Source organism: Pseudomonas sp. IT-P44, from assembly GCF_949768225.1.
GTDB lineage: Bacteria > Pseudomonadota > Gammaproteobacteria > Pseudomonadales > Pseudomonadaceae > Aquipseudomonas > Aquipseudomonas migulae.
Genome location: NZ_CATKQM010000011.1, coordinates 55669 through 78831, shown reverse-complemented (window position 1 = coordinate 78831; position 23163 = coordinate 55669). Strand labels below are relative to the sequence as shown.

The following is a 23163-nucleotide window of genomic DNA, read 5'->3' as shown; positions in this document are numbered from 1 at the left end:
CCAGCAAGCCGGCTCCTACACGGGATCTGTGTGCATCTGTGGAACGGGACTGTTGCAAAGTGTGTCTAGACTCTCACTGTCCCCATTGAGTGAAAAACAATGACAACGCCAATCGCTTCAACCGCGCTATACACCGGCGAAGAGCGCAGCAAACGGATCTTCGCGATTGTCGGCGCCTCGTCCGGCAACCTCGTCGAATGGTTCGACTTCTACGTCTACGCCTTTTGCGCGATCTATTTCGCCCCTGCCTTTTTCCCGTCCGACAACCCTACGGTGCAGTTGGTCAACACCGCGGGCGTCTTTGCCGCCGGGTTCCTGATGCGCCCGATTGGCGGCTGGATTTTCGGTCGCGTCGCGGACAAGCACGGGCGCAAGAATTCGATGCTGATATCGATTCTGATGATGTGCTTCGGTTCGTTGCTCATCGCCTGCCTGCCGACCTACAAGGACATCGGCGTCTGGGCGCCGATCATGCTGCTGTTCGCCCGTTTGCTCCAGGGCCTGTCGGTGGGCGGCGAATACGGCACCACCGCCACCTACATGAGCGAAGTCGCCCTCAAGGGCCAGCGCGGTTTCTTCGCCTCGTTCCAGTACGTGACTTTGATTGGCGGGCAACTGCTGGCGGTGTCGCTGGTGGTGGTGCTGCAACAGTTCCTCACCGAGGATGACCTGCGTGCCTATGGCTGGCGGATTCCGTTCGTGGTCGGTGCCATGGCGGCATTGGTTTCGCTGTACCTGCGTCGTTCGCTGAAAGAAACCACCAGCAAGGAAATGCGCGAAAACAAGGACGCCGGCAGCATCCGCGCGCTGTTCCGCGACCATAAAGCCGCGTTTATCACCGTGCTCGGCTATACCGCCGGTGGCTCGCTGATTTTCTACACCTTCACCACGTACATGCAGAAGTACCTGGTGAACACCGCCGGCATGCATGCCAAGACCGCCAGCTACATCATGACCGGCGCGCTGTTCCTTTATATGTGCATGCAGCCGATCTTCGGCATGCTCTCGGACAGGATCGGCCGCCGGAGCTCGATGCTGTGGTTTGGCGCACTCGGCACGCTGTGCACCGTGCCGATTCTGCTCAGCCTGAAAAGCGTCACCAGTCCGTTCATGGCCTTCGTGCTCATTACCCTGGCGCTGGCGATTGTCAGTTTCTACACCTCGATCAGCGGTCTGGTAAAAGCCGAGATGTTCCCGCCCGAGGTGCGTGCATTGGGTGTTGGCCTGGCTTACGCGGTGGCGAATGCAATATTCGGTGGTTCAGCGGAGTATGTAGCCTTGAGCCTCAAAGCGGTCGGCATGGAAAACTCCTTCTACTGGTACGTGACGTTGATGATGGCGATAGCGTTCCTGTTCAGCCTGCGTCTGCCCAAACATGCGAAGTATCTAGAAAACGACCTTTGATCCACACCCGCGGGCCCAAGCGGCCCGCGCCTCCAGGGACTGTTTATGAACCAGCGACCGGGCAATCAATTGTTCGATGCCTATTTCACTGCGCGCGATATGCGCGAGGTGTTTTGCGATCAGGGCCGGGTTCAGGCCATGCTCGATTTCGAAGCGGCGCTGGCCCGCGCCGAGGCGCATGTCGGGTTGATTCCGCAGACGGCGGTGGCGCCTATCGAAGCGGCTTGCCGCGCCGGGCATTACGATTTCGCCGCCCTCGGCGAGGCGATTGCCACGGCCGGTAATTCGGCGATTCCACTGGTGAAGGCGTTGGGCAAACAGATCGCGACCACCGATGCCGACGCCGAGCGCTATGTGCATCTGGGCGCCACCAGCCAGGACGTGATGGACACCGGTCTGGTGCTGCAATTGCGCCGGGCGCTGGAACTGATTGAGAGCGATCTGGCGCAACTGGGCGAAACCCTTTCAACGCAAGCCCGGCGTTATGTCGCCACGCCGCTGGCCGGTCGCACCTGGTTGCAGCACGCAACGCCGGTCACCTTGGGCATGAAGATCGCCGGTTGGCTGGGCGCGGTCACCCGCAGCCGTCAACGCCTGCAAGAACTCAAACCGCGCCTGCTGGTGCTGCAATTCGGCGGCGCCTCCGGGACCCTCGCGGCCCTCGGTGCGCAAGCGCTGCCGATTGCCGACGCGCTGGCCACTGAGCTGCACCTGACGTTGCCCGACCAACCGTGGCACACCCAACGCGACCGCTTGGTGGAGTTCGGTTCGGTGCTGGGATTGATCGCCGGCAGCCTCGGCAAGCTCGGTCGCGACATCAGCTTGTTGATGCAGACTGAAGCGGGCGAAGTGTTCGAACCCTCGGCGCCGGGCAAGGGCGGTTCGTCGACCATGCCGCACAAACGCAACCCGGTGGGCGCCGCCGTGCTGATCGGCGCTGCAACACGGGTTCCCGGTCTGCTCTCGACCCTGTTCAGTGCGATGCCGCAAGAGCACGAGCGCAGCCTCGGCCTGTGGCATGCCGAGTGGGAAACCCTGCCGGAGATCTGCTGCCTGGTGTCCGGCAGCCTCAAGCAGGCATTGCTGGTGGCAGAGGGACTGGAAGTGGACGCCGAGCGCATGGCCCGCAACCTCGACCTGACCCAAGGCCTGGTGCTGGCCGAAGCGGTGAGCATCGTTCTCGCGCAACGGGTCGGCCGCGACACCGCGCATCATTTACTGGAACAGTGCTGCAAGCGCGCCGTGGCCGAGCAACGGCATTTGCGCGCGGTGCTGGGCGACGAGCCGCACGTGACCGCCGAGCTCTCGGCCGCTGAACTCGATCATCTGCTGGACCCCGCTCACTACCTCGGACAGGCCCGTACCTGGGTCGAGCGAGCGGTGGCTGAACATTCTGCGTTAACTGCCTGAAGGAGACTGCTGTGGCTTTCGTACAACTCGCCGAGGGCGAACTGCACTACCAAATTGAAGGGCCGCACTTCGATGGCCCGGTCGATGCGCCGGTGCTGGTGCTGTCCAACTCGCTGGGCACCGACCTGCACATGTGGGACGCGCAAATTGCCGCGTTCACCGAGCATTTCCGAGTGCTGCGTTTTGATACCCGTGGCCACGGCAAATCCCTGGTCACGCCGGGGCCGTACAGCATCGAACAACTGGGCCGAGACGTGCTGGCGCTGCTGGATGCGTTGCACATTGAGAAGGCGCATTTTTGCGGTCTGTCGATGGGTGGCTTGATCGGCCAGTGGCTGGGCATCAATGCCGGTGATCGATTGAACAAACTGGTGGTGTGCAACACCGCCGCGAAAATCGGCGACCCGTCGATCTGGAATCCGCGCATCGAAACCGTGTTGCGTGACGGCGCAGCGGCCATGGTTGCCCTGCGTGATGCGTCGATTGCGCGCTGGTTTACCCCGGACTTTTCCGAGGCCAATCCGGCAGCGGCGAAACGGATTACCGACATGCTCGCGGCCACTTCACCGCAAGGCTACGCAGCCAATTGCGCTGCCGTGCGCGATGCCGATTTCCGTGATCAGCTGTCCTCGATCAAGGTGCCGTTGCTGGTGATCGCCGGCACCGAAGACGCGGTCACGCCGCCGTCCGGTGGGCACTTCATCCAGGAACATGTGGCGGGTGCCGAGTACGCCGAGTTCTACGCGGCGCACCTGTCCAACGTGCAGGCCGGCGATGCGTTCAGTGATCGCGTTCTCGCTTTTTTGCTGGGTCATTGAGGGGAACATCCGTGGACGAGAAACAACGTTACGACGAGGGCATGAACGTCCGCCGTGCAGTCCTCGGCGACGCCCATGTCGACCGCAGCCTGAACGCGCTGACCGAGTTCAATTCGGAGTTTCAGGAGATGATCACCCGCCACGCGTGGGGCGACATCTGGACCCGACCTGGCCTGCCACGCCACACTCGCAGCCTGATCACCATCGCCATGTTGATCGGCATGAACCGTGAGGGCGAGCTCAAACTGCACCTGCGTGCCGCCGCCAACAATGGCGTGACCCGTGGCGAGATCAAGGAAGTGATCATGCAGAGCGCCATCTACTGCGGCATCCCGGCGGCGAATGCGACGTTTCATTTGGCCGAGTCGGTTTGGGACGAGTTGGGCGTCGAGTCCCGGGAATAATGTTCGCGATTTGCGGTGCATGAATTGACGCCTTCGCGGGCAAGCCTCGCTCCCACAGAGGTTGTGATAATCCTGTAGGAGCGAGGCTTGCCCGCGAAGGCAATGTCATGCGTTACACCGTCGCGACGATGAATATGCGCTTGAACGGAAACAGCGTTCGCCCGTCGCTCTCCGGCGGGTAATGCGCGTGTATGCGCATCAGGTAGTGGTAAATGAAGCGCGCCTGTTCGTCGGCCTTGAGTCCCTGCATCACTGCCCGCAGCGCCGAGACCTTGACCCAGTCATAGATCGGCGATTGGCCGCAGACCACCTGCAATTGCTCGGTCTCCCAGATGTCCAGGGTTTCGCAAATCGGGGCGAGCAGGCGGTAGTAGTCTTCCAGCGACAAGAGCGTTCGTGCGGCCATGGCCTCGCGCAGTTGCGCCGTGCCTAACGGTTGGCCGCACGCCCCCGCGTCTTCCAGCGTGTCGAGCACCAGCCGATACCACAACGCATCCCGCCAGTCGGGCATGTGCGCTGCCAGGCAACCGCCTGGGTTGAGCTGCCCGAGCAGTCGCGGCAGCAGTTGATGGTGATCCTTGATGAAGTGCAAAACGGCGGCGGCGAACAGCAGGTCTGCTGGCTGTTCGGGCTGCCAGTCGAGCAGGTCACACTGTTTCCACAGCGCCTTGATGGGCAGACGGCGGGCTTCGTCGAGCATTTGTCCGGAGCTGTCGATGCCCTGCAACTGCGCGCGAGGCCAACGCTTGGCCAACAGTTGCGTGGCGATGCCGGTGCCGCACCCCAGGTCATAAATGCGTTGGGGCGATTTGAGTTCGACACGACTGAGCAATTCACAGATCGGTCGTTGCCTGAGGCGCGAAAACTGCTGGTACGCCTTGGCGTCCCAGTGCGTGCAGGCGCTCCCTGCCTTATCAAGTTTGACGCTCATGAGGTGGCCCTCTCTGGCGGTTACAGTTGTCTTCCGATGACGTTCAGGGTTTTCAGGACAACAGCCACACCTTTGCGCGTGTCCGGCTCGTTCAGCAGTTTGATCAAGGCGTAGACCCCCGGTGGTTCCGGGGCGGCGGCGACTTCGGCGTGGGCCATGCGCACGGCGTTACTGACGGTCCAGGTGGCCGCCGTAGCGTTTTCGAACAACCGCGCCAGTTTTTCCACCATGGCCGCGTCCAGCAGGTCGACCATGTCCGAGGTCAACGAGAGCAAATCGACAAGGTTATCCAGTCGCCCTCCATCGATCAGTGGTTGCAGTTTTGCCATCAAGGCATCGTGTCCCTCCGACCTGTCGGCCGTGCCGATGGCGAGGGTTTCATCTGTCAGGTTTGTCATTGTGTTTGTCTCCCTGAACCCGTCACAGCATGCCCCGGGCAACCGCCCAGTACAGGCCATGATTGAAGCCGTGTCTGAGCAGGCCACCGAGTTTGGTCGGTGGAGTTGGCAGAACGTCGCGCATGTAGTTGTACCAAAGCGGCATGCCGGCATAGAGGCCCATTTGCGCGACGGCCTGGACCCGTCCGTCGTAGACATCGATGGGACCACCAAGACGGATTTCAGCGGCAATGTTGTTGGCGATCACCGGTGCCTGGTTATGGCACGCGCCACCGGCCTTGCTCACCGGCAGATCGCAGGTGTCGCCGATCACGTAGACGCCTTCCAGACCATAGACTTGTAGGGTTTCATGGTGGGTGGGCAGCCAGCCTTCGTTATTGGGCGCTTGTGACGCTCCGGACTCCAGCACGGCATCCACGGCGCTGATCGGCGGCGTTGCCATCAGGATGTCATAGGGCTGCGAGTCGCCTTCTGCGGAGTAGGCAATTTTGCTGTCGGGATCGACACGGTCCAGGGTGAACCCACGCTGAAAACGGATGTTTTTCTGCTCGAAAATACTCGGCAGAATTTCCCCTGTCGGTCGTTGCAGGAACAGGCAATTACGCAGGAGTTGGGCCGTGGTCGGGTAGGTGTAGACGATTTCCACTTTGTCTCGCACACCCCGACGCCGCAAATAATCATCAAGCATCAAGGTGGTTTCGACGGGTGCGATGCCGCATTGATGCGGCACGTTGGGCGTTTGCGGGAAGGACACGGTTATGAAGATCCGGCCTTTTTCGATGGTGCTCAGCTTCTGCGCCAGTTGCCGGGCCGGGTCGTATTGATAGAAGTGGTCGCCGCCTTCTTTCAAACCTTCGATGCGTTCCGGGGCGGGCACGCAACCGGTGGCGATGACCAGAAAATCGTAGTCGTAGACTTTGCCGCTGCGGGTCTTGAGGCATTGCCCCGCGAAATTGAAACGCGTCACTTCTTCAACGTTGAAGGTGATTTCCGGGCGCAGCAATGAGCGTTCCGGGCGCTTGAGTTCTTCCTGAAAAAACAGGTTGAACGCCACGTACATGAACGCAGGTTTGTAGTAGTGATCGGGGGAGTTGGACAGCAGGGTAATCAGGACTTCGCCGCGCAGGATTTCTGGATACAGCTTGTTGACCAGTTGATTGGCCAGCATTGTTCCACCGACGCCGCCACCTACGATAACTATTCGCTTGCTCATACCTGACCTCCGTGGTCATGGCAGCTTCGCGTACAGCATCCGGAGATAACGGAAGAAAATGGGGGCTCCTACATCAGGCTGGAGAACTTGAACGTCTTGATGACTGTATCTGCGGTTCAATAATTCGCCAGTCATCGCGACCAGTGGTCAGCGCCAGCGTTTCCCGCAAGGAGTCAACGCTGGCGCTGAGGCTTACAACAAACTGATCGGGTAGCTGATGATCAACCGGTTCTCGTCGAACTCGTTGTTGCTGTAATCGCGGCGCATGGTCGAGTTGCGCCATTTGACGTTCAGGTCCTTCAGCGCGCCGCTCTGCACGGTGTAGCCCAGTTCACTCTCGCGGCCCCATTCCTTGCCGTCGGTGATGGTGCCGGTGTGTACGTTTTCGCCGCTGATGTAGCGGTTCATCAGGGTCAGGCCCGGTACGCCGAGCGCAACGAAGTTGTAGTCGTGACGTACTTGCCAGGATTTTTCCCGCGCGTTGTCGTAGCTGGAGTTGTAGCTGTCGTTGGCCAGGGTGCCGCCGCTGGTGCCGTTGACGCGCATCCAGGCGCTGTCGCCGGTGAGTTTTTGCAGGCCGACATAGAAAGTGTTGCCGCCGTACTTCGCGGAGAACATTCCTGACCAGGTCTTGTTGTCCAGATCGCCGGCGCGGGCGCTTCCGTCTTCCTTGCCGTAGAAGAAACCGAGGTTGGCGCCCAGGGTCCAGTCGCCGACGGGTTGGCTGTGGGTCAGGTTGACGAATTGCTGGCTGTAGATGTCTTTGAGTTCGGCATTCCATACGCCGATCTGGGTGCGCTTCTCGTTGAACAGGTATTCGCCGCCCTGGAAGTTGAAGCGGTCGGAGGTGAACGCCGCTTTGCCGGTCATCGACATGTCGTTCATGCTGCTGTCGTCACGCGGGCTGTTCTGGCGGAACTGGCCGCCGTAGAGCGTCAGGCCGTTGATTTCCTTCGACGTGATCTGACCGCCACGGAAGGTTTGCGGCAGCGAGCGTCCATCGTCCGAACGCAGGATCGGCAGCACCGGCATCCATTCGCCGACCTTCACTTCGGTCTGCGACAGCTTGGCCTTGAACGCCACGTTGGTGCGACCGAAGTTGTCCGCCGGGCGGCCATCATGGTCCAGCGGCAGCAACTGCGTACCGCCGGTGCCTTTACCGCCGTCGAGTTTTACCGAGTACAGCCCCAGCACATCCATGCCGAAGCCGACGGTGCCTTGGGTGAACCCGGACTTGGCGTCGAGGATGAAACTTTGCGTCCACTCTTCAGCCTTGCCTTGTGCCTTGGTCGGGTTGGTGAAGTTGCGGTTGATGTAGAAGTTGCGCAGGTTCAGGTTGACCTTGGCCCCTTCGACAAAACCCGCCTCTTCGGCCGTGGCGGGCAGGGCGGCGCCGGCCAGTGCGAGAGCGATCAGGCTGGGAACGAAATAAGTGGAAGGCGTCATGGGCTCGGTCTCTCTAATTCTTGGAGATGAAACGGGGCGATGCCGCAACCGTCGGGTTGCAGACAAAAAGATTCGAATTCAAATGAAACGGGGCGAGATCAGCCGGACAGGGCGGGGCGCGGGGGCATGGTGTCGAACCTGTTGTTATTGGTTTTGTGTGGCGAATGGTGCGGGGAATGAACTGGATGGTTCAATTGGTAAAAGCGGGTTTTGGGCGATTATCGAACGCAACATTTGCTGGGTTTTGTGTTGTTAATCTTGGCCCCTTCGCGGGCAAGCCTCGCTCCTACGGGTTAGCGGGGTTCACACATTTTGTGATCGACACGCAACCTGTAGGAGCGAGGCTTGCCCGCGAAGGGGCCTGCATTGCCAACAAACCTTTTCCAGCAGCCAACAAAAAGCCCACCAAACGGTGGGCTTCGTGTTTACAGCAACTCGATCAGAACAACTTCAGCTTCGGCGCTTCTTCTTTCAGCGGCTCGACTTTCGCAGTCTGCTCGTTCCAGCCACCGCCCAGTGCCTTGTACAGATTCACTGCGCTGGTCAGCTGCGCCAGGCGGTCGGTGATCAGCGCCTGTTGGGCACTGAACAGCTGACGCTGGGCATCGAGGAAGGTCAGGTTGCTGTCGACGCCAATGCGATAACGACGCTCGGCCAGACGGTAGTAGTCCTGGTTGGCGGTGACGAAATCACGCTGGGCCTGCAACTGCTCGGTGTAGGTCTGGCGGGCGGCCAGGCCGTCGGCGACTTCCTGGAAGGCCGTTTGAATGGACTTCTCGTAGTTCGCTACGCCGATGTCTTTCTGGATTTTCGAGTAATCCAGGCTGGCGCGCAGGCTGCCGGCGTTGAAGATCGGCAGGTTGATTTGCGGCTGGAACAACCACGTGCCCGAACCGCCCTTGAACAGGCCGGACAGGTCCGGGCTCAACGTACCGGCATTGGCGGTGAGGCTGATGCTCGGGAAGAACGCTGCGCGCGCCGCGCCGATGTTGGCGTTGGCTGCTTTCAGGTTGTATTCGGCTTGCAGAATGTCCGGACGACGTTGCAGCAGATCCGACGGCAGGCCAGGCGGTACATCGCTCAGCAAATCGTCAGACAGCGGCCTGGCTTCCCGCAGATTGGCCGGGATACCGGTGCCGAGCAGCAGCACCAGGCTGTTTTCATCCTGGGCGACCTGGCGTGTGTAGCGGGCCAGTTGCGCACGGGCGTTTTCCACCGAAGTGCGCGACTGCGCCAGGTCCAACGCCGAGGCCACGCCTACTTCGTTGCTGCGCGCGGTGAGCTTGTAGCTCTCCTCGAACGCAGCGAGGGTGTCCTGAGTCAGTTTGCGCAGCTCTTTATCGGCCTGCCAGGTCAGGTAGGCATTCGCCACGCTGGCCACCAGACTGATTTGCGTGCTGCGACGGCCTTCTTCAGTGGCGAAGTACTTCTGCAGGGCTTCTTCGTTCAGGCTGCGAACCCGACCAAACAGGTCGAGTTCATAGGCGCTGATGCCGACGGTGGCCGAGTAGGAACTGGTGATGCCTGCCTGACCGGTCTGTGAAGCGTCAGCCGGAACCCGCTGACGGCTGCCGGTACCGTTGGCCGAAACCGCCGGGAACAGGTCGGCACGCGAGATGCGGTACTGCGCCGCGAACGCGTCGATGTTCAGCGCCGCGACACGCAGGTCGCGGTTGTTTTCCAGGGACAGCTGGATCAGCTGCTGCAACGCCGGGTCATGGAAAAACTGCTTCCAGCCCTGTTCGGCGGCAGCCTGGCTCGGCGCCTGGGCCGGCGAATACGCCGGGCCTTGCGGGTACTGGGCGGCCACCGGTGCTTCAGGCTGCTGATAATCGGGTATCAGCGAGCAGCCGCTCAGCACGAAGGCCGCGACTGCGATGGAGAGTAGCGACTTGCTCATTAGCCAGCCTCTTTAGAAGGTTCAATAGCGTCGTCCTGATCAGCGATTTTTCGCTGACCCATGGCCGACACGGTGACGAAGAACAACGGGACCCAGAAGATCGCCAATACGGTGGCGGTGATCATACCGCCAATTACCACGGTACCGATGGCGTGTTGGCTGCCAGAGCCGGCGCCGCTGGAAATGGCCAGAGGCACTACACCGAGAATGAACGCCAGGGAGGTCATGATGATCGGGCGCAAACGCATGCGGCAGGCCTCGATGGCAGCCTCCTGCAAGCTCTTGCCCTGTTCGTGCAGATCCTTGGCGAACTCGACGATCAGAATGGCGTTTTTCGCCGCCAGACCGATGGTGGTCAACAGACCCACGAGGAAGTACACGTCGTTGGACAGACCCCGCAGGCTGGTGGCCATCAACGCACCGATAATCCCCAGTGGCACCACGAGCACAACGGCAATCGGAATCGACCAGCTTTCGTACAGCGCCGCCAGGCACAGGAACACCATCAGAATCGACAGCGCGAACAGTGCAGGCGCCTGGGAGCCCGCCAGTCGTTCTTCATACGACAGACCGGTCCAGGAAATACCGACACCGGCCGGCAGTTTCAGGGCAAGCGCCTCGACTTCGGCCATGGCTTCACCGGTGGAATAACCCGGGGCAGGGGAGCCGAGGATTTCCATCGCTTCTACGCCGTTGTAACGGGCCAGTTTTGGCGAACCGTAAATCCACTCACCCTTGGCAAACGCGGTGAAGGGAACCATGGTCCCGGTGCTGTTGCGCACGTACCACTTCTTCAGGTCTTCAGGGCTCATGCGCGCGCCGGGCTGGCCTTGCACGTAAACCTTCTTCACACGACCACGGTCGATGAAGTCGTTCACATAGCTACTGCCCAAGGCAATCGACAAGGTGTTGTTGATGTCGGCGATGGTAACGCCCAGCGCACTGGCCTTCTCGTCGTCGATTTCCAACTGGAATTGCGGCTCGTCGTTCAGACCGTTCGGGCGCACTTGCGCCAGCACTTTGCTCTGCGCCGCCATGCCGAGGAACTGGTTACGGGCAGCCATCAGCTTTTCGTGACCGATACCGGCGCGGTCTTGCAGGAACACGTCGAAACCGGTGGCGTTACCCAGCTCCAGTACCGCTGGCGGTGCGAACGCGAACACCATGGCGTCACGGAAGGTGAAGAAGTGCTGTTGCGCACGGGCCGCGACTTTGAACACGTTGTTGTCGGCGTTACGTTCGTGCCACGGCCTCATCATGATGAACGCCATACCCGAACTCTGGCCACGGCCGGCGAAGTTGAAGCCGGTCACGGTAAACACCGAGTTCACCGCATCGCCTTCACCGCCATCCTTGCTTGGACGCAGCAGGAATTCACGCATCTCGTCCACGACGACCTGAGTGCGCTGGGCAGTCGAGCCGGCCGGGGTCTGCACCTGAGCAAACAGTACGCCCTGGTCTTCCTCCGGGAGGAACGAGGAAGGAATACGCATGAACAACCAGATCATGCCGACGACGATGATCACGTAGGCCAGCAGGTACGGTGCCTTGTTGCGCAGAATGTTGCCGACACCACGCTCGTAGCTTTTCACGCTACGGTCGAAGTTGCGGTTGAACCAGCCGAAGAAGCCGCGTTTCGGCACGCCATGCTCGCCCTTGGGAATGGCTTTGAGCATGGTGGCGCAGAGCGCCGGGGTGAAGATCAGCGCGACCAGTACCGACAGGGCCATGGCCGAGACGATGGTGATCGAGAACTGCTTGTAGATCACACCCGTGGAACCGCCGAAGAACGCCATCGGCAACAGTACCGCCGAGAGCACCAGGGCAATACCGACCAGCGCACCCTGGATCTGCCCCATGGATTTCTTGGTGGCCTCCTTGGGTGACAAGCCTTCTTCGCTCATGACCCGCTCGACGTTTTCCACCACGACGATGGCATCGTCCACCAACAAGCCGATGGCCAACACCATACCGAACATGGTCAGGGTGTTGATGCTGAAACCGAACGCCGCGAGGATGCCGAACGTACCCAGCAATACCACCGGGACAGTCATCGTGGTGATGACGGTGGCGCGGAAGTTCTGCAGGAACAGGAACATCACCAGGAACACCAGCACGATCGCTTCGACCAGGGTTTCAACCACACCCTTGATCGACTCGGTCACCACTGGCGTGGTGTCGTACGGGAACACCACTTCCATCCCTTGCGGGAAGAACGGCTTGAGGCTGTCGATGGTCTTGCGCAGGGCTTTCGCGGTGTCGAGGGCGTTGGCACCGTTGGCCAGTTTCACCGCCAGGCCGGAAGCCGGGGCGCCGTTGAACTGGGCGTTGATGCTGTAGTTCTCGCCACCCAGACCGACGTCGGCGACATCTTTCAAGCGAACCTGGGAGCCGTCCTTGTTGACCTTGAGCAGGATTCTGTTGAATTGCTCAGCGGTCTGCAGGCGGGTCTTGCCGATGATCGTCGCGTTCAACTGAGTGCCGGGCAGGGCCGGCAGGCCGCCGAGCTGGCCGGACGATACCTGGACGTTTTGCGCGGCGATGGCGGTTTTCACGTCAATCGGGGTCAGGTTGAAGTTGTTCAACTTGGCCGGGTCGAGCCAGATACGCATGGCGTACTGGGAACCGAACACCTGGAAGTCGCCCACGCCGGCTGTCCGCGAGATCGGATCCTGCATGTTGGACACGATGTAGTTGGACAGGTCGTCCTTGGTCATGCTGCCGTCACGCGAGACCACGCCGATCACCAGCAGGAAGTTTTTCACTGCCTTGGTCACGCGGATACCTTGCTGCTGTACTTCTTGCGGCAGCAGCGGGGTGGCCAGGTTCAGCTTGTTCTGGACCTGAACCTGCGCGGTATCGGAGTTGGTGCCTTGCTCGAAGGTCGCGGTGATCGTCATGGTGCCGTCGGAGTTACTTTCCGAGGACACATAACGCAGGTTGTCGATACCGTTGAGTTGCTGCTCGATCACCTGAACCACGGTGTCTTGCACGGTTTGCGCGGAAGCGCCCGGGTAGGCCACGGAAATGGCGATCGCCGGAGGCGCAATGCTCGGGTACTGGTTGATCGGCAACTTGAGGATCGATAGAGCCCCGACCAGCATGATCACCAGGGCAATTACCCAGGCGAAAATCGGACGGTCGATAAAAAATTTCGACATGGTTTACTCCCCTTTGCCGCTGGAAGCCTTGTTAGCTGCCTGTGCGGGGGCCGGGTTCTTTGCGCCAACGTTAGTCGCCTCAGTGGCTTTGACTTCAATGCCAGGTTTGACGAATTGCAGCCCTTCGGTGATCAGGCGATCGCCGGCTTTCAGGCCGTCCTCGATCAGCCACTGGCTGCCGACAGTGCGGCTGGCCTTGAGCTGACGCAGTTCGACCTTGTTGTCCGCACCGACGACCAGCGCGGTCGGGGAGCCTTTGAGGTCGCGGGTCACGCCTTGTTGCGGCGCCAGGATGGCGGCTGCATTCACGCCGGCCTGAAGCTGGGCGTGAACGAACATGCCGGGCAACAGGGTGTGATCAGGGTTCGGGAACACCGCACGCAGGGTGACGGAACCGGTGGTCTGGTCAACCGAGACTTCGGAGAATTCGAGCTTGCCGTCGAGCTTGTACTGGCTGCCGTCTTCGAGGGTCAGCTTGACCGCCGCCGAGTTGTCGCCGGCCTTTTGCAGGCGACCGCTTTCCAGTTCGCGGCGCAGTTCAAGCAGCTCTACCGAGGACTGGGTGACATCGACGTAGATCGGGTCGAGTTGCTGGATCACCGCCATGGCGTCCGCCTGGCCACTGGTGACCAGTGCGCCTTCGGTCACGCTGGAACGACCGATGCGACCGGACAGTGGCGCATACACTTTGGTGTAGCGCACATTGATCTGGGCGCTTTGCAGGGCGGCTTCCGATTGCAGGCGGTTGGCCTGTGCGGTGTCGTATTCCTGACGGCTCACAGCCTGTTCGTTGACCAGTTGCTTGTAGCGATCGGAGATCGACTTGGTCTGTTGCAGGTTGGCTTCGGCGCTTTTCAGCGTGGCTTCATAGACGGCTGGATCGATCTGATACAGCTGTTGGCCGGCCTTGACGTCGCCGCCTTCCTTGAACAGACGTTTGAGAATGATGCCGTTGACCTGCGGGCGAACTTCCGCGATGCGGTAGGCGCTGGTGCGACCCGGCAGCTCGGACGTCAGGGTGAAGGCTTGAGGTTGCAGGGTGACAACGCCGACCTGAGGCGGTGGAGCGGCCGGTGCCGCTTCTTCCTTTTTGCATCCGCTGAGCAGCGATGCCAAGGCGACGGCAGTGACCAGAGCGGTAACAGCTGGCTTGAATTGCATGAAAATCCTCGGGTCAGGCGCGCAAAAAAACGCACAAGAAAAGATGGAAGGTTAAAAATTGGGTACCGGGTGGATAAGTAGCATGCTAAGGAATATACTTACATTCACGGTTGTTTGTAAATACCTTGGCTGTGTACCCTCGCTGTTACAGAGGCCGTCGCAAGGTTGGAATTGTAGGCCCGGGGACGAGTCCCAAGAGCGCTCGCCCCACTTTTATTCAGCTGATATTCAGACATCGCTGAAGCATCCTGATTGAGGTTGTACTGCCATGGTCCGTCGCACCAAAGAGGAAGCTCAAGAAACCCGCAGCCAGATACTCGAGGCGGCCGAAAAAGCCTTTTTCGAGCGGGGCGTGGCCCGCACGACGCTGGCGGACATCGCAACCCTGGCCGGCGTCACCCGTGGCGCCATTTACTGGCATTTCAGCAACAAGGCCGATCTGGTGCAGGCCATGCTCGACAGCTTGCATGAGCCCCTTGATGAGCTGGCCAAAGCCGCGGAGAGCGAAGACGAGCTCGATCCGCTGGGCTGTATGCGCCGGCTGCTGATTCATTTGTTTCATGAAGTTGCGCTGGACCCCAAGACCCGGCGCATCAACGAGATTCTGTTTCATAAGTGCGAATTCACCGATGAAATGTGCGACCTGCGCCAGCAGCGCCGAACGGCCAGCCTCGAATGCAACATGCGCATTGGCCTGACCTTGCGTAATGCCGTGAATCGCGGGCAGCTGCCGGAAAATCTCGACACCGCCCGTGCGGCCATCAGCATTCATGCCTATATAGATGGCCTGCTGTACCAATGGTTGCTCGCACCGGACAGTTTCCAGCTGCATACCGAGGCCGAGCGTTGGGTCGATACCGGGCTGGACATGCTGCGTTTCAGTCCCAGCCTGCGAAAATGAAGCAACATGCGTAATTGGATCCGTTTATGTCAATAGACGCGGGCGAAGATCAACTCTTCGCCCGCGTTGGTGTACTGGGGTGCTTTTATATAGGGACGCGCTCTGGGATGACAGGTAGCGAGCTACGTATTTTGTAGGAAATTTGTGTCGCAGATGTGAAAAGGTAAGAGCGATCCCCAGTGGTCGCTGCTTCAGCCCAGTGTGATTTCCACCTCGAAGTTGAAAGGCTGATCCTCTGCCATGCGGGTGATTTTGGTGGAGCAATTGATTTTGGATGAGCCGATGGAGGTGACGGTGTTTTTTACCGTTGCCCTGTGTCTTGGCGAAATAACGCCGAAGGATTTGTTCATGATCATGCCGAGCTCAAAACGTATCCCGACGTCCTGATCGATAAAATCCACGAACTGATTGAACATGATTTTGTTCTTCGGCCACGGAGCGGCGTACGTATAGGCAAAATCGGATTTGAATGCTGTCTCTGCGTGAGCCCCGAGCAGGAATGACTCACGCTCTGATGGGCGCAAAGGCAGACTGGTTTGTGCGATTTTAAACGTGTGCGGTGTGTTGTTAATGAGTTTGACGATCACACGAGTGTTTTTCGAACTTTCATCTTGATGACGCCACTGTTCGATTTTCTGATTCAACTCGCGCTCTGACTCAATATTTTCGAGGAAGCCGATTAATTCTACTTGGGCGATCCCGATCAACTCATCCAGCGCCTGCTGATTCTCTTCGCTGAATAGTAGTGGTGTCAGGTTGTAAAGTGTGCCAATGGAAGTGTAATTGAAAAACGATAGTAGATCTTCGTATTTGTTACTGGTTTCTTTGATGTCGTTCATATCGATTCCTTTCGATTGGGTTGAATGGGGCTTGCTGTCATTGCATGTTGAGGCGCATCAATGATATTTCGTTTGATAAGTGCGAGTACATTGATGGCGTGCGCGGCTTTTACCAACAGTGTCAGGTCGTCAGCCTGGACGTGAGTGTTTCAATCAAGAATAATTACAACTCTGTAACTATAAGGGTGTTCAGATAGGCGCTGGGCTATATAGGTTCTGTATGTCGGCTGAGCGTCGCCAAAGGAGCGAATTTTGAGTTCCCATTCAGGTGTGTCGAACCCGGGGAAGGGGAATATTGGTATCGGGTTCTCAATTTTTACCTGCGTCAATATATCAAAACTTTTCTCGATCGCTGTGTAAGTGAAGTAGGTTTTGACTCCGCTTTCTCCTAGTTCGGGTGGTGCGCTATCCATTATGTAGGACTTGGAGCTCCAGGGCGAAACGTCGTATTCACCCTCTGGTTCTGTCGTTGCATCCCAGTTGGAGTAGCTCAGTTTGAAAATATCCGAAGTGCCGTTATAGATGGCAATAATAACGCTTGTTACAGAGTCCTGGAGGTCAGGGGGAGGCCATGCTTCTGCCTCTTTGTTTTCAATGTCTTCTACAAATTTTTTAAATTTATTACTCAGCTCGATTTTTATTTTTTCCTCTCTGGTAATGGAGTTTTCAAATGTAGAGGCAGTATCTTTTATTGAATCTATCATGCCTTGAAGGTTGTCGTACGCGGCAGTTAGAAGATTCTCGATTGTTGGGGTGTTTTCAAGTTTTATGTCTGAAATATTGTGGTTGGTCTTTTTGCTTTGTTTCTCGTCCATGATTTCGGTCTCTCTGGAGCTTGTTTGAGTGATCGAAGATATCAGCAGTTAGAGAAAGTCCGTTGTTCAGATGTGTATTGATTTATTGCCCTGAATAGTCAGATAAATCCGAAGACTATCCCGTCGAAGAAAAGTGCAATAACGCATCAAAGTGAAAAAAACAGGAACTTCGGGTTTTTTTACAAGGTACGAAGGGGGCATTCGTAGCTTCGGCACTTTAAATAAAGAAAACTAAGCATCCGACAAAAAAGCCCCGGCTCTTTCGAGTCGGGGCTTTTTGCGTTTCAGCGGGTGACGATTACAGCGTCGGGTAGTCGATGTAGCCGACCGGGCCCTTGCCGTAGAACAGCTCCGGACGCGCTTCGTTCAGCGGCGCATCGGCTTTCAAGCGTGCCGGCAAATCCGGGTTGGCAATGAACGGCACGCCGAAGGCGACCGCGTCGGCCTTGCCGCTGGCCAGCCAGGCGTTGGCGCTGTCCTTGGTGAAGCGTTCGTTGACGATGTACGGACCGCCGAAGGCTTCCTTGATTTGCGGGCCGAGGCTGTCGGTGCCTTCTTTTTCGCGGGAGCAGATGAACGCGATGCCACGTTTGCCCAGTTCGCGAGCGACGTAGGTGAAGGTTTCGGCGAGGTTGTCGTCACCCATGTCATGGGAGTCGGCACGCGGTGCCAGGTGCACACCGACGCGGCCGGCGCCCCAGACTTCGATGGCGGCATCGGTCACTTCCAACAGCAGGCGAGCACGGTTTTCCACGGAGCCGCCGTATTGGTCGGTGCGCTGGTTGGTGCTGCTTTGCAGGAACTGGTCGAGCAGGTAACCGTTGGCGCCGTGGATTTCCACGCCGTCAAAACCGGCGGCCTTGGCGTTTTCGGCACCGACGCGGTAAGCGTCGACGATGTCGGCGATTTCAGCGGTTTCCAGGGCGCGCGGCGTCGGGTAATCGGCCAGTGGGCGAACCAGGCTGACATGGCCTTTGGGCTGGATGGCGCTCGGTGCGACCGGTTTTTCGCCGTTCAGGTACGACTCGTGGGAAACCCGGCCGACGTGCCACAGTTGCAGGAAGATCTTGCCGCCCGCGCCGTGGATCGCCTTGGTGACGTTAGTCCAGCCGCGCACTTGATCGTTGGACCAGATGCCCGGAGTGTCCGGGTAGCCAACGCCCATCGGCGTGACCGAGGTGGCTTCGCTGAGGATCAGGCCGGCCGAGGCGCGTTGAACGTAGTACTCGGCCATCAGCGCGTTTGGCACACGGCCTTCGTCGGCGCGGCAGCGGGTCAGCGGAGCCATGATGATGCGGTTGGCCAACTCGAGGTCGCCCAGTTTGATCGGATCGAAAATAGTCGTCATGAAATGCACCCTCGTGAGGTATCAGTGAGTCAGTTGGTAGCAGGGGCCAGTTCGGGATTACCGCTCTGACGGAAAGTAATCAGGGTCACCAGCAGGGCGAGTACCGCCAGTGCGGCGGCCGCCAGTGGCACGCTGGTCAGGCCGTAGCCGTGGGCGATGACGCTGCCGCCGACCCAGGCACCGAGTGCGTTGCCGACGTTGAAGGCGCCGATGTTCAGGGTCGAGACCAGGTTCGGTGCAGCCTTGCCGTAGGTCACCACGTTCACTTGCAGGGCGGGTACGGCGGCAAAGCACGCGGTGGCCCAGAGGAACAGGGTGATTTCGGTCGGGATCAGCGCAACGCTGGTCCAGGTCAGTACGGTGGACACCACGGCCATGCTGATGAACACCCCGACCAGCGTCGCCGCCAAGCCTTTGTCGGCCAGTTTGCCGCCGATGATGTTGCCGACCGTCAGGCCCAGGCCGATGAGCATCAGCGTCCAGGTCACGCCGCGTGGCGAGACGCCGGTCACCTCGCCCAGCAGCGGGGCGACGTAGGTGAACAAGGTGAACACCGACGCGGCGAACAGCGCGGTCATGCTCAACGACAGCCAGATACCGGCGCCTTTGAGGGCACGCAGCTCGGCGCGCATGTCGAGTTTCTCTTCGTCGCGCTTGGCCGGCAGGAAGCGGATCAGGCCGATCAAGGCGATCACGCCGATAACGGTCACCGCCCAGAACGTCGAGCGCCAGCCCGCTTGTTGACCCAGCGCGGTGCCCAGCGGCACGCCGAGGACGTTGGCCAGGGTCAGGCCAGTGAACATCAGGGCCACGGCCGAAGCGCGTTTGTTGGCTGGCACCAGGCCCGCAGCCACTACCGAACCGATACCGAAGAACGCACCGTGGCAGAGGGCTGTCACCACTCGGGCAAACATCAGCACGTTGTAGTCACTGGCCACTGCGCAGAGCAGATTGCCGATGATGAATATCCCCATCAACGCCACCAGTGCAGCCTTGCGCGGCAGCCTGGCGGTGGCCAGTGCCATGAACGGCGCACCGATGGCCACGCCCAGGGCGTAACCGGTCACCAGCCAGCCGGCGCCGGGGATCGACACACCGAGGTCGGCCGCCACATCGGGCAGCAGGCCCATGATGACGAACTCGGTGGTGCCGATGGCGAAGGCGCTCAAGGCCAGGATGAGGAGCGAGAGGGGCATTGTTGATTCCTTGTCGGCTGACTGACGTTAAGGGTCAGAGCTCTTTGCTGAAGGTGCGGAGGAATTCCTGGATGGTTTCCTCGTTGCGTTTGAAAAAGTGCCACTGGCCGACTTTGCGGCTGCTGATCAGGCCGGCGCGTTGCAGGGTCGCCAGGTGTGCGGACACCGTGGACTGCGACAAACCGCACCGTTGATCGATCTGCCCGGCGCAGACGCCGTGCTCGTTGCTGTGGGTCTGGTCGGGAAATTCGACGTCCGGGTCTTTGAGCCAGTGCAGGATTTCTCGCCGTACTGGGTGTGCCAGGGCTTTTATTATTTCGTCGAGGTCGAGGTTCATGGCTTGGGGCTCGTGATGAGTAAAACGCTATATCGCGATGAGGCGAACTTTAAATCGGTATTTCGCGATATACAAATATGATTTTGATCTGATGACCGCATAAATCGGTATATCGGGTTATAACGATATGAATGCCGCAGTGTTAAGCTGGGCGGCATGAACTATCTCGCACATCTTCACCTCGGTGGCCAGCGTCCCGGTCAATTGCTCGGCAGTCTGTATGGCGATTTCGTCAAAGGACGGCTGCAAGGGCAGTTCGACCCGGAGATCGAAGCGGCTATCCAGTTGCATCGCAGCATCGACGTGTTTACCGACCGCCATCCGATGGTGGACGTGGCGTTGTCGCGGTTTTCCCTGACCCGCCGGCGTTATGCCGGGATCGTGCTCGATGTGTTTTTTGACCATTGCCTGGCGCGGGACTGGACGCTGTATGCCGACCGGCCGCTGGCGCTGTTCACCGGCGATGTGTATCGGGTGCTGTCCAATGAGCCGCAATTACCGGAACGCCTGGCGAGGATTGCGCCGCACATGGTGGCGAATGACTGGCTGGGTTCTTATCGGGAATTCGACGTGTTGGAGCAGGTACTGCGGGGGATTTCGCGGCGGCTGACCAGGCCCGAGGAACTGGCGGCGGCGATGCAGGAGTTGCGGATGTTGTATGAGCCGTTGAGCGAGGATTTTCGGTTGTTCTACCCACAGCTTCAGGATTTCGCCCGGAACCGCTGACACAAAACCTGTAGGAGCGAGGCTTGCCCGCGAAGAACGATAACGCGGTATATCAGTTACACCGCAGCGTTCCCTTCGCGGGCAAGCCTCGCTCCTACAGAAAGGCAGTGTTACGCGGCGATGAGTTCGCCGGGGCGCCGTGGCTCTGCCGGTTTCGCCACCTCGCCAAACAACACCTTCTGCACCGCCTGCTGCGCTTCGAACGCCAGCGCCGCGCGTTCCCGGCCTTCGCAGGCAATCGGCTTGAGCAGATGAATCTCCACATCGCCCCGGTCATTGGCAAACAGGCGCATCAGGTGCGAGAGCAAGTCATCATCGCCAATGAACGGCGCCAGCGAATCGATTTCACCCTCGCGCAGGTAACGAATCGCCAACGGTTGCAACTTCGCTTGCGAATCAATCGCCGCCGACAGCAAGCGACCATGGAAGGTGCGCAACGAACGGCCATCGGTGGTGGTGCCTTCCGGGAACATCAGCAGCGGATGCGCTTGTTCCAGGTGGCGCGTCATCTGTTTGCGGATCAACTGACTGTCACCCGAACCACGGCGGATAAACAGGCTGCCGGCCTTGGCCGCCAACCAGCCCGCCACCGGCCAGGTGCGCACTTCGGCCTTGGACAGGAATGACATCGGCGTGAGCATGCCCAGCAGCGGAATGTCCGTCCAGGACACGTGGTTGCTGACCCAGAGCATCGGCTCCTTCGGCAATTCACCGTGCACGGTCACGCGAAAGGGCAGGGCATTCGCCAGGCGTGCCATGAAAAATCGCGACCAGCGCTGACGGCGGACCATTGAATGGGCGATGCCCAAACGCTCGAACAAACCGAAGACACTGGCCATGCTCAACCCCAATGCCACCACGACCAACACTCGCGCAATCCGCGCGTACACCCGCAAGCGGCTCATTACACAGCCGCCTTGAAGTGTTTGGCGTAGCGCGGGCAGAGTTCGTCGCGCTTGAGCAGGATGAACACGTCGGCGACCTGGAAGTCTTCGTCCCAGCACGGCTCGCCGCAAATCTTCGCACCGAGGCGCATGTAGGCCTTGAGCAGCGGCGGCATTTCGGCGATGACGTTGGAGGGGATGTCCAGAACCGGCAACGGTTTTTTCGGTTCGGCGCGCAGGTTCTCGGTGCACAGGTAACGTTCGCGCAGACGCTGCATGATCGCGTGAGCCTGAATGCCGCCGTCCTGCATCGGGATGCTCGCGCAACCCATCAGATAGCTGTAGCCGCCCTGGTTCAGGACTTCGGCCAGTTCACCCCAGAGCACGGCGATGGTGCCGCCGTTGCGGTAGGCCGGGTCGACGCAGGTACGGCCGATTTCGAGGATCGGGCCTTTGAGTTGGATCAGGCCGTGCAGGCTGAATTCTTCTTCGCTGTAAAATTTGCCCAGGCTGCTGGCGGCGGTGTGGTCTAGCAAACGGGTGGTTGCCACCAGGCGCCCGGTGTTCAGGTCACGCACGCCGATGTGGGCGCAGTGAACATCATAGTCATCCATGTCCAGACCCAGTTCCGCGCCTTTGAGCTTGGCGTTGAACTCGCCGCTGAACACGTTGAAGCGCAAAGCCTGGGCTTCCTGCAAGGCCTCGGCGCCCACCAGGCGTTCGGCTTGCAGGCGGCGTTCATTGCCGGTGTCGCTGATGCGGGCGATCTGAGTCATTGCGATTCTCCGTGCGGGCTGGTCACCCGTCTTGGGTTAGAGCCGATCGACTTTCTTTATGCGGCCGTGTTGTGCAAAGTCAGGCTATGTAGCCCCGGTGTCATCGCCATGAAGCTTTGGTGATGCTTATATGACAGCCCACGAGGAGCCTCTTATGCCCTGGCAAACCCTGTTGAAACGCCGCGATCGCTTGCCCGCCAATCCGGACCTCGGTGAAGGCTTCGCGACCTTGTTGCAGCAGTTGGGCACGGTCACGCCGTTTGAGTTGGCGGTGGGCGGTGGACGCCTGATGGCGACACCGGGGCTGGCGTTTCTGGTGGGCTATCAGGCGGCTTTGCGCATGCTGTGGCCGAGCGCGCCGCCGAGTCTTGGCGCGTTGTGCGCGACCGAACAGCGCAGCCTGCGAGTGGCGGACATGCAGACGCGCCTGAGCGAACTGCGCCTGAGCGGACGCAAGGATTTCGTGACCGCCGGCGATGCGGCCGACTGGCTGCTGATCGCTGCGCGCAGTGAAGCGCCTGGCGAGTCGCCGCGCCTGAGCCTGGCGGTGGTTTATCCCGGTGAGCCGGGTGTGCGTCTGGAAAAACTCCCGCCGATCCCGCTGATGCCGGACATCAGTCATGGCCGGCTGTTTCTCGACCATGCCTTGTGTGAATTGCTGGCGGGGGATGGCTGGGATGCGTACGTCAAACCGTTCAGAACGCTGGAAGACGTCTATGTGTTGAGCGCGATGACGGCGTGGTTGTATGGCGTCGGCCAGGACAGCGACTGGCCGCAGGCCTTGCAGTTGCGTTTGCTGGCGCTGTTGGCCGGGTGTGCGGAAATGAGCCGGCAGGCGCCGAACAATCCGGCGGGGCATGTGTTGCTGGGCGGGTTGTTTGCGCAGTTCGACGGGTTGAAGGTTGAGGTGAACCAGGCATTGGCCGATGGCCCGCCGCAGTGGGCGGCGATGTGGCAGCGGGATCAGGCGGTGATGGATTTGGCGGCGGGGGCGCGGGGCAAGCGGTTGGCCAAGGCGTTGGCGGCGATCTGACGGGCCTCTTCGCGGGCAAGCCTCGCTCCTACGGATGGCACCGTCCCTGTAGGAGCGAGGCT

Annotated in this window: 21 protein-coding genes; 7 read left to right on the top strand and 14 right to left on the bottom strand. The window is 59.7% G+C overall.

Going from position 1 to position 23163, the window contains the following annotated elements:
- Positions 1–99 precede the first annotated feature (99 nt).
- Genes ACM6IO_RS06275 through pcaC form a run of 4 tightly spaced genes read left to right on the top strand, consistent with a single transcriptional unit; the run spans position 100 to position 4036 of the window.
- Positions 100–1404 (top strand): MFS family transporter, encoded by a 1305-nt coding sequence (locus tag ACM6IO_RS06275; protein ID WP_226298743.1) that lies wholly within the window; start codon positions 100–102, stop codon positions 1402–1404.
- 45 nt (positions 1405–1449) lie between these two features.
- Positions 1450–2814, top strand: coding sequence for a 3-carboxy-cis,cis-muconate cycloisomerase (locus ACM6IO_RS06270; protein WP_414911166.1), 1365 nt, complete (start codon positions 1450–1452; stop codon positions 2812–2814).
- An 11-nt stretch (positions 2815–2825) separates the two neighbouring features.
- Positions 2826–3632, top strand: a complete 807-nt coding sequence (gene pcaD / locus ACM6IO_RS06265; protein WP_223436409.1) for a 3-oxoadipate enol-lactonase — start codon at positions 2826–2828, stop codon at positions 3630–3632.
- Positions 3633–3643: 11 nt separating this feature from the next.
- Complete coding sequence (gene pcaC / locus ACM6IO_RS06260; RefSeq protein ID WP_008025653.1) at positions 3644–4036, top strand: 4-carboxymuconolactone decarboxylase; 393 nt, start codon at positions 3644–3646, stop codon at positions 4034–4036.
- A 112-nt stretch (positions 4037–4148) separates the two neighbouring features.
- Here pcaC and ACM6IO_RS06255 read toward each other — a convergent pair whose 3' ends face one another.
- From ACM6IO_RS06255 to emhA, 7 genes are all read right to left on the bottom strand, one after another.
- On the bottom strand, positions 4149–4967 hold the full coding sequence (locus ACM6IO_RS06255; protein ID WP_414911165.1) for a methyltransferase domain-containing protein: 819 nt from the start codon (positions 4965–4967) through the stop codon (positions 4149–4151).
- A gap of 20 nt (positions 4968–4987) precedes the next feature.
- Entirely contained in the window at positions 4988–5365 is a 378-nt protein-coding gene (locus tag ACM6IO_RS06250; RefSeq protein WP_192228649.1) for a DUF1641 domain-containing protein, read from the bottom strand.
- Positions 5366–5387: 22 nt separating this feature from the next.
- Entirely contained in the window at positions 5388–6578 is a 1191-nt protein-coding gene (locus tag ACM6IO_RS06245; protein ID WP_192228650.1) for an FAD/NAD(P)-binding oxidoreductase, read from the bottom strand.
- A gap of 192 nt (positions 6579–6770) precedes the next feature.
- A complete protein-coding gene (locus ACM6IO_RS06240; protein ID WP_414911164.1) occupies positions 6771–8024 on the bottom strand; it encodes an OprD family porin in 1254 nt (417 codons plus the stop codon).
- Between the two features lie 439 nt (positions 8025–8463).
- Complete coding sequence (gene emhC / locus ACM6IO_RS06235; protein WP_192420621.1) at positions 8464–9924, bottom strand: efflux RND transporter outer membrane subunit EmhC; 1461 nt, start codon at positions 9922–9924, stop codon at positions 8464–8466.
- Positions 9924–13085, bottom strand: a complete 3162-nt coding sequence (gene emhB / locus ACM6IO_RS06230; RefSeq protein WP_008025664.1) for an efflux RND transporter permease subunit EmhB — start codon at positions 13083–13085, stop codon at positions 9924–9926. Before emhB ends, emhC begins: the two co-directional genes overlap by 1 nt.
- Positions 13086–13088: 3 nt before the next feature.
- The gene (gene emhA / locus ACM6IO_RS06225; protein ID WP_008025666.1) at positions 13089–14246 is read right to left on the bottom strand and encodes an efflux RND transporter periplasmic adaptor subunit EmhA; all 1158 of its coding nucleotides are present in this window, start codon (positions 14244–14246) and stop codon (positions 13089–13091) included.
- Between the two features lie 268 nt (positions 14247–14514).
- Here emhA and emhR point away from each other — a divergent pair, with 268 nt between their 5' ends.
- Positions 14515–15147 carry an efflux system transcriptional repressor EmhR gene (gene emhR, locus ACM6IO_RS06220; protein WP_192228653.1) on the top strand — a complete coding sequence of 211 codons (633 nt, stop codon included), beginning with the start codon at positions 14515–14517 and terminating at the stop codon, positions 15145–15147.
- A gap of 191 nt (positions 15148–15338) precedes the next feature.
- On the opposite strand, the gene ACM6IO_RS06215 is transcribed toward emhR, so the two are convergent.
- The 5 genes from ACM6IO_RS06215 to ACM6IO_RS06195 all read right to left on the bottom strand — a co-directional run bounded on the left by ACM6IO_RS06215 (position 15339) and on the right by ACM6IO_RS06195 (position 19682).
- Positions 15339–15986: a hypothetical protein gene (locus tag ACM6IO_RS06215; RefSeq protein ID WP_414911163.1), complete on the bottom strand. Its 648-nt coding sequence runs from the start codon at positions 15984–15986 to the stop codon at positions 15339–15341.
- Between the two features lie 149 nt (positions 15987–16135).
- Positions 16136–16801 carry a hypothetical protein gene (locus ACM6IO_RS06210; RefSeq protein WP_414911162.1) on the bottom strand — a complete coding sequence of 222 codons (666 nt, stop codon included), beginning with the start codon at positions 16799–16801 and terminating at the stop codon, positions 16136–16138.
- Positions 16802–17099: 298 nt separating this feature from the next.
- The gene (locus ACM6IO_RS06205; RefSeq protein WP_192228656.1) at positions 17100–18149 is read right to left on the bottom strand and encodes an alkene reductase; all 1050 of its coding nucleotides are present in this window, start codon (positions 18147–18149) and stop codon (positions 17100–17102) included.
- Between the two features lie 29 nt (positions 18150–18178).
- Complete coding sequence (locus ACM6IO_RS06200; RefSeq protein WP_192228657.1) at positions 18179–19345, bottom strand: MFS transporter; 1167 nt, start codon at positions 19343–19345, stop codon at positions 18179–18181.
- A gap of 34 nt (positions 19346–19379) precedes the next feature.
- A complete protein-coding gene (locus tag ACM6IO_RS06195; RefSeq protein ID WP_226298752.1) occupies positions 19380–19682 on the bottom strand; it encodes an ArsR/SmtB family transcription factor in 303 nt (100 codons plus the stop codon).
- A 156-nt stretch (positions 19683–19838) separates the two neighbouring features.
- Here ACM6IO_RS06195 and ACM6IO_RS06190 point away from each other — a divergent pair, with 156 nt between their 5' ends.
- A complete protein-coding gene (locus tag ACM6IO_RS06190; protein WP_192228658.1) occupies positions 19839–20408 on the top strand; it encodes an ACP phosphodiesterase in 570 nt (189 codons plus the stop codon).
- 110 nt (positions 20409–20518) lie between these two features.
- On the opposite strand, the gene ACM6IO_RS06185 is transcribed toward ACM6IO_RS06190, so the two are convergent.
- Together ACM6IO_RS06185 and olsB are read right to left on the bottom strand one after the other, a co-directional pair.
- A complete protein-coding gene (locus ACM6IO_RS06185) occupies positions 20519–21313 on the bottom strand; it encodes a lysophospholipid acyltransferase family protein (protein WP_223450946.1) in 795 nt (264 codons plus the stop codon).
- A complete protein-coding gene (gene olsB / locus ACM6IO_RS06180; RefSeq protein ID WP_008025682.1) occupies positions 21313–22068 on the bottom strand; it encodes an L-ornithine N(alpha)-acyltransferase in 756 nt (251 codons plus the stop codon). Before olsB ends, ACM6IO_RS06185 begins: the two co-directional genes overlap by 1 nt.
- A 154-nt stretch (positions 22069–22222) precedes the next feature.
- Between olsB and ACM6IO_RS06175 the strand changes: the two genes are divergently transcribed.
- Entirely contained in the window at positions 22223–23101 is an 879-nt protein-coding gene (locus ACM6IO_RS06175) for an acyl-CoA dehydrogenase (protein WP_008039481.1), read from the top strand.
- Positions 23102–23163 lie beyond the last annotated feature (62 nt).

Coding starts and splice junctions, on each gene's coding strand:
- ACM6IO_RS06240 (WP_414911164.1), bottom strand. CDS start 8,024: ATGACGCCTTCCACTTATTTCGTTCCCAGCCTGATCGCTCTCGCACTG.
- ACM6IO_RS06215 (WP_414911163.1), bottom strand. CDS start 15,986: ATGAACGACATCAAAGAAACCAGTAACAAATACGAAGATCTACTATCG.
- emhR (WP_192228653.1), top strand. CDS start 14,515: ATGGTCCGTCGCACCAAAGAGGAAGCTCAAGAAACCCGCAGCCAGATA.
- ACM6IO_RS06195 (WP_226298752.1), bottom strand. CDS start 19,682: ATGAACCTCGACCTCGACGAAATAATAAAAGCCCTGGCACACCCAGTA.
- emhC (WP_192420621.1), bottom strand. CDS start 9,924: ATGAGCAAGTCGCTACTCTCCATCGCAGTCGCGGCCTTCGTGCTGAGC.
- olsB (WP_008025682.1), bottom strand. CDS start 22,068: ATGACTCAGATCGCCCGCATCAGCGACACCGGCAATGAACGCCGCCTG.
- ACM6IO_RS06190 (WP_192228658.1), top strand. CDS start 19,839: ATGAACTATCTCGCACATCTTCACCTCGGTGGCCAGCGTCCCGGTCAA.
- ACM6IO_RS06255 (WP_414911165.1), bottom strand. CDS start 4,967: ATGAGCGTCAAACTTGATAAGGCAGGGAGCGCCTGCACGCACTGGGAC.
- ACM6IO_RS06200 (WP_192228657.1), bottom strand. CDS start 19,345: ATGCCCCTCTCGCTCCTCATCCTGGCCTTGAGCGCCTTCGCCATCGGC.
- ACM6IO_RS06250 (WP_192228649.1), bottom strand. CDS start 5,365: ATGACAAACCTGACAGATGAAACCCTCGCCATCGGCACGGCCGACAGG.
- emhA (WP_008025666.1), bottom strand. CDS start 14,246: ATGCAATTCAAGCCAGCTGTTACCGCTCTGGTCACTGCCGTCGCCTTG.
- ACM6IO_RS06205 (WP_192228656.1), bottom strand. CDS start 18,149: ATGACGACTATTTTCGATCCGATCAAACTGGGCGACCTCGAGTTGGCC.
- ACM6IO_RS06175 (WP_008039481.1), top strand. CDS start 22,223: ATGCCCTGGCAAACCCTGTTGAAACGCCGCGATCGCTTGCCCGCCAAT.
- ACM6IO_RS06210 (WP_414911162.1), bottom strand. CDS start 16,801: ATGGACGAGAAACAAAGCAAAAAGACCAACCACAATATTTCAGACATA.
- ACM6IO_RS06245 (WP_192228650.1), bottom strand. CDS start 6,578: ATGAGCAAGCGAATAGTTATCGTAGGTGGCGGCGTCGGTGGAACAATG.
- ACM6IO_RS06275 (WP_226298743.1), top strand. CDS start 100: ATGACAACGCCAATCGCTTCAACCGCGCTATACACCGGCGAAGAGCGC.
- ACM6IO_RS06185 (WP_223450946.1), bottom strand. CDS start 21,313: ATGAGCCGCTTGCGGGTGTACGCGCGGATTGCGCGAGTGTTGGTCGTG.
- emhB (WP_008025664.1), bottom strand. CDS start 13,085: ATGTCGAAATTTTTTATCGACCGTCCGATTTTCGCCTGGGTAATTGCC.
- ACM6IO_RS06270 (WP_414911166.1), top strand. CDS start 1,450: ATGAACCAGCGACCGGGCAATCAATTGTTCGATGCCTATTTCACTGCG.